At 69.6% G+C, this 3,722-nt stretch carries 5 protein-coding genes; 1 reads left to right on the plus strand and 4 read right to left on the minus strand.

What is annotated here, in order from left to right:
- Nucleotides 1–389, plus strand: a 389-nt coding sequence (locus AC1D2K_RS31705) for a LysR substrate-binding domain-containing protein (RefSeq protein ID WP_478094031.1), incomplete at its 5' end; no start/stop codon positions are given.
- Between the two features lie 197 nt (nucleotides 390–586).
- On the opposite strand, the gene AC1D2K_RS31710 is transcribed toward AC1D2K_RS31705, so the two are convergent.
- From AC1D2K_RS31710 to AC1D2K_RS31725, 4 genes are all read right to left on the minus strand, one after another.
- Nucleotides 587–2,152, minus strand: coding sequence for a TolC family outer membrane protein (locus tag AC1D2K_RS31710; RefSeq protein ID WP_478094033.1), 1,566 nt, complete (start codon nucleotides 2,150–2,152; stop codon nucleotides 587–589).
- A 174-nt stretch (nucleotides 2,153–2,326) separates the two neighbouring features.
- Nucleotides 2,327–2,665: a rhodanese-like domain-containing protein gene (locus AC1D2K_RS31715; RefSeq protein WP_478094035.1), complete on the minus strand. Its 339-nt coding sequence runs from the start codon at nucleotides 2,663–2,665 to the stop codon at nucleotides 2,327–2,329.
- Between the two features lie 19 nt (nucleotides 2,666–2,684).
- Entirely contained in the window at nucleotides 2,685–3,371 is a 687-nt protein-coding gene (locus AC1D2K_RS31720; RefSeq protein WP_478094037.1) for a protein-L-isoaspartate O-methyltransferase family protein, read from the minus strand.
- A 20-nt stretch (nucleotides 3,372–3,391) separates the two neighbouring features.
- Nucleotides 3,392–3,722 (minus strand): efflux RND transporter permease subunit (locus tag AC1D2K_RS31725; protein ID WP_478094038.1); only part of this gene is annotated, 331 nt, incomplete at its 5' end.

The raw sequence follows: 3,722 nt of genomic DNA on the forward strand, positions 1-3,722 counted from the left end.
CCTTCTTCGTGCGGCCGAAGCACCCGCTGCTGGCGCTCGGGGAGGTGACGCTCGACCAGGCGATGGACTATCCGGTGGCCAGTCCCAACCTGCCGTTGGGCGTGAACGCCCATTTCGACAAGCAGGTGAAGCGGATCGATCGCCCCGTGTTCAACATCGTCTGCGACGACCTGGGGACGCTCAGGCACCTGGCTCTGACCGCCAGCGCGGTGATCCTCGCGCCCGACACGGCGGGCCTCAACCACGGCACCGAATCGCTGCTGCGGCTGCCGATCAAGCGGCTGACCCGCATGCAGACGCACTACAGCATCGTGATGCTCGCCAACCGCACGCTGTCGCCGGCGGCGCTTGCGTTCACGAGCCTGGTCCGCGACATGATGGAGGCTTGAGAGCCCCCACGCTCCCCCGCTGCGCGTGGGTCGCTGCCCCCCGAGGGGGTCAGCAGGCCGCCAGTCAGCGCGAAGCGCGGACTTCGCCGCGCGGGCGGCCCGGCGCCGGCCTGACTGGGCCCCCACGCTCCCTCACTTCGTGTGGTCGCTGCCCCCCGAGGGGGCCGCAGGCCGCCTTGGGGCGGCCCGGCGCCGGCCTAGCGCGCAGGCTGCGGAGGCAGGACGATCTGGGGCGGCGGAGGCGGCACCGGCATCGTCGGCGGCTGGGGATTGAAGGGCGGCGTGATCACGGGCGGAATCACGGGAATGGCCGACGGCACCGGCGTCGGCAGCGAGGAGGGCGGCACCGGCACCGGGCTGCGCGTGGCGGCCGACGGCTGGGTCGGCGAGGCCTCGCTCTGGACGCTGGCGCGGCCGCCGATCGCGAGCGTGTCGTTGATCGCGTTCAAGTCGTCGGCGCTCAGCGTGCCGTTGGCCTGGCGCAGCTTGAGGTTGCCCACCAGCACGTTGTAGCGCGCCACCGCGAGGTCGCGCTTGGTCTGGAACAGCTGGGCCTGGGAGTTGAGCACGTCGATGTTGATGCGCACGCCCACCTGGTAGCCGAGCCGGTTGGCGTCGAGTGCGCTCTGGCTGGAGGCCTCTGCAGCTTCCAGCGCCTTCACCTGGCCCGCACCCGAGATCAGCCCCAGGTAGGCCGAGCGCGTGGCCTGCGAGACGCTGCGGCGCGTCGACTCCAGCGTCTGGCGCGAGTTCTCTTCGAGCGCCAGCGTTTCCTTGACGCGGTTCTCGGTTGCAAAGCCCGCGAACAGCGGCATGTTGAACACCACCGCGATGCTCGCGGCGTTCACGCGTACCTTGCCGGTGGTCGTGCTGGTGGTGGTGCCGTTCGGGTTGTTCGTGACGTTGTAGCCCAGCTGCGCATCGAGCGTGGGCTTGTGGCCGGCCTGGGCCTTGTCGACCTCGAGCTTCGCCACTTCGAGGCCCAGCCGTGCCTGGTCGATGGCCGGATGCGCGTCTTCGGCCTGGGTGACCCAGGCATTGATGTCGGCCGGCAGCACCGTCGGCAGCGCCACCGGTGCGGCCAGCGGGATCGGCTGGGTGCCGGGGCGGCCGACCAACTGGTCGAGCACGATCTTCTTGACCTGCAGGTCGTTCTCGGCCGCGATCTCCTGGGCCAGGACCAGGTCGTAGCGGGCCTGGGCCTCGCGCGTGTCGGTGATGGTCGAAGTGCCGACCTCGAAGTTGCGCTTGGCCGAGGCGAGCTGCTCGGCCACGCCGATCTTCTGCGCCCGCACCAGGGCCAGGCTGTCCTGGCTCGACAGGACATCGAAATAGGCCTGGCTCACGCGGACCACGAGGTCCTGCTCGGCGATCCTGAGSACGTCCTCGGCGATSKYGACCTGGCGCTTGCYCTGCKCGTAGGYGGCCCAGTYGGCGGGCCGRTAGAGCGGCTGCGTGGCGTTGATGCCGGCGGCCTGCGTCGGGATGCCGCGGTTGAGAAAGGCGTTGTCGGTCGAGAGTTCCTGATGAGTGGCCGTGGCGTTGCCCGACAGCCCCACCGCCGGCAGGATGCCGGCCTTGGCCTGCGCGGCCCGTGCCAGGTTGGCGTCGTACTGCGCCCGTGCCCCCTGGTAGGTGGCGTCATAGCCGCGTGCCGCGTCGTAGAGTTCGATCAGGCTCTGGCCATGGGCCGGCAGCGCGAAAGCCGCTGCGAACACCGTCGCGAGCGCTGCCGAAAGAGGAAGTGGCCTGGGCACGGGCATGAAGCGTCCTTGGGGATTCAAAATTGATGACTCGGTGGCGAGAACTCAGCGCTGCCCGCAACGCATCAAACCGGCGCAGCCCAATTCCAGAGATACCGCGGAACCGGCTTTGCCGGGCCGCTGGTATCGCCCCCTTGAGGGGGAGGCGCCGCAGGCGCTTCGGGGGTGTTTCATCTAGTACCGGGGGATGGCCGGGTCCTGCTGGGCAGACCAGGCATCGATGCCGCCGGCGATGTTCGCCACCTCGTCGAAACCGTTCTGCGCCAGGAAGGCGGCCACGCGCTGGCTGCGCCCGCCGTGGTGGCACAGGCAGGCGATGCGCTGGCCCGGGTCGAGTTCGCTGACGCGCGCCGGGATCTCGTTCATCGGGATCGTCGCCAGCGTGAAGCCCTGTGGCACCACGCTCGCGGTCTTGAGCTCCCACGGCTCGCGCACGTCGAGCACCACCGGCCTCGCGTTCGGGTTCCTGGCGAACCAGTCGGCAAGCTCGGCCGGGCGGATTTGATCGATCATGAAAGACAGGAGTTGGGGTTCAGAAGTTGAAGCGCGAGGGCGCGGGGAAGTTCAGCAGGCGCGGCGCGACCGTGTCCCACGGCTGAAGCACGTCCCACTTGCCTTCGCCGGTGCGGGTCACGAAATGGGCGCGCATCATGGGTTCGTCGCCGACCACGGCCGCCAGCCGGCCGCCCATGTTCAGCGAGCCCAGCAGGCCTTGCGGAATGCGGGCCACCGATCCGCTCAGCACGATGACGTCGAAGGTCGGGCCGCTGGCCAGCGGCGTGGCGCCGTCGGCGTTGCGCACCTCGACGTTCATCACGCCATTGCGACGCAGCTTCTGGGCGGCGCCGGCGGCCAGGCCGGGATCGATCTCCAGCGTCAGCACCTGGGCCGCGCGGTGGGCCAGCAGGGCGGCCATGAAGCCGGAGCCGGTGCCGATCTCGAGCACGGTTTCATGCTTCTGGATGTGCAGGTCCTGCAGCATGCGCGCCTCGACCTTGGGCGAGAGCATGCGCTGGCCGGGTTCCCTGGCCGTGCTTGCGCCTTCGAGCGGGATCTCCATGTCGAAGAAGGCCAGGGCGCGGTGCGCCTCGGGCACGTAGTCCTCGCGCCGGATCTGGGCCAGCAGGTCGAGGATGTCGAGATCGAGCACGTCCCAGGGTCGGATCTGCTGTTCGATCATGTTGAAGCGCAGGCGCTCCAGTGTCGGGGTGGGGTTCATGGGGTCTCTCCTCGGGGGACTCAGGACAAACTTTCGATTTTAGGCGCCGGACCGGCGGCTTCTTCGGCCACCGCCTTCGGCTTGCCGGCCCAGCGGCGACGAGCCCAGTTGGCCAGGTCGTCCATGTAGCAATAGACGACCGGCACCACCAMCAGCGTCAGCAGCGACGAGGTGATGACGCCGCCGATCACGGCCTGGCCCATCGGCGCGCGCTGCTCGGAGCCTTCGCTCACGGCGAAGGCCAGCGGCACCATGCCGAAGATCATCGCCAGCGTGGTCATGAGGATCGGGCGCAGCCGCACGCGGGCCGCCAGCAGCAGGGCCTCGGCGCGCGGCAGCCCCGGGATCGGC

This window comes from Variovorax sp. P1_H12_2 (assembly GCF_056405335.1).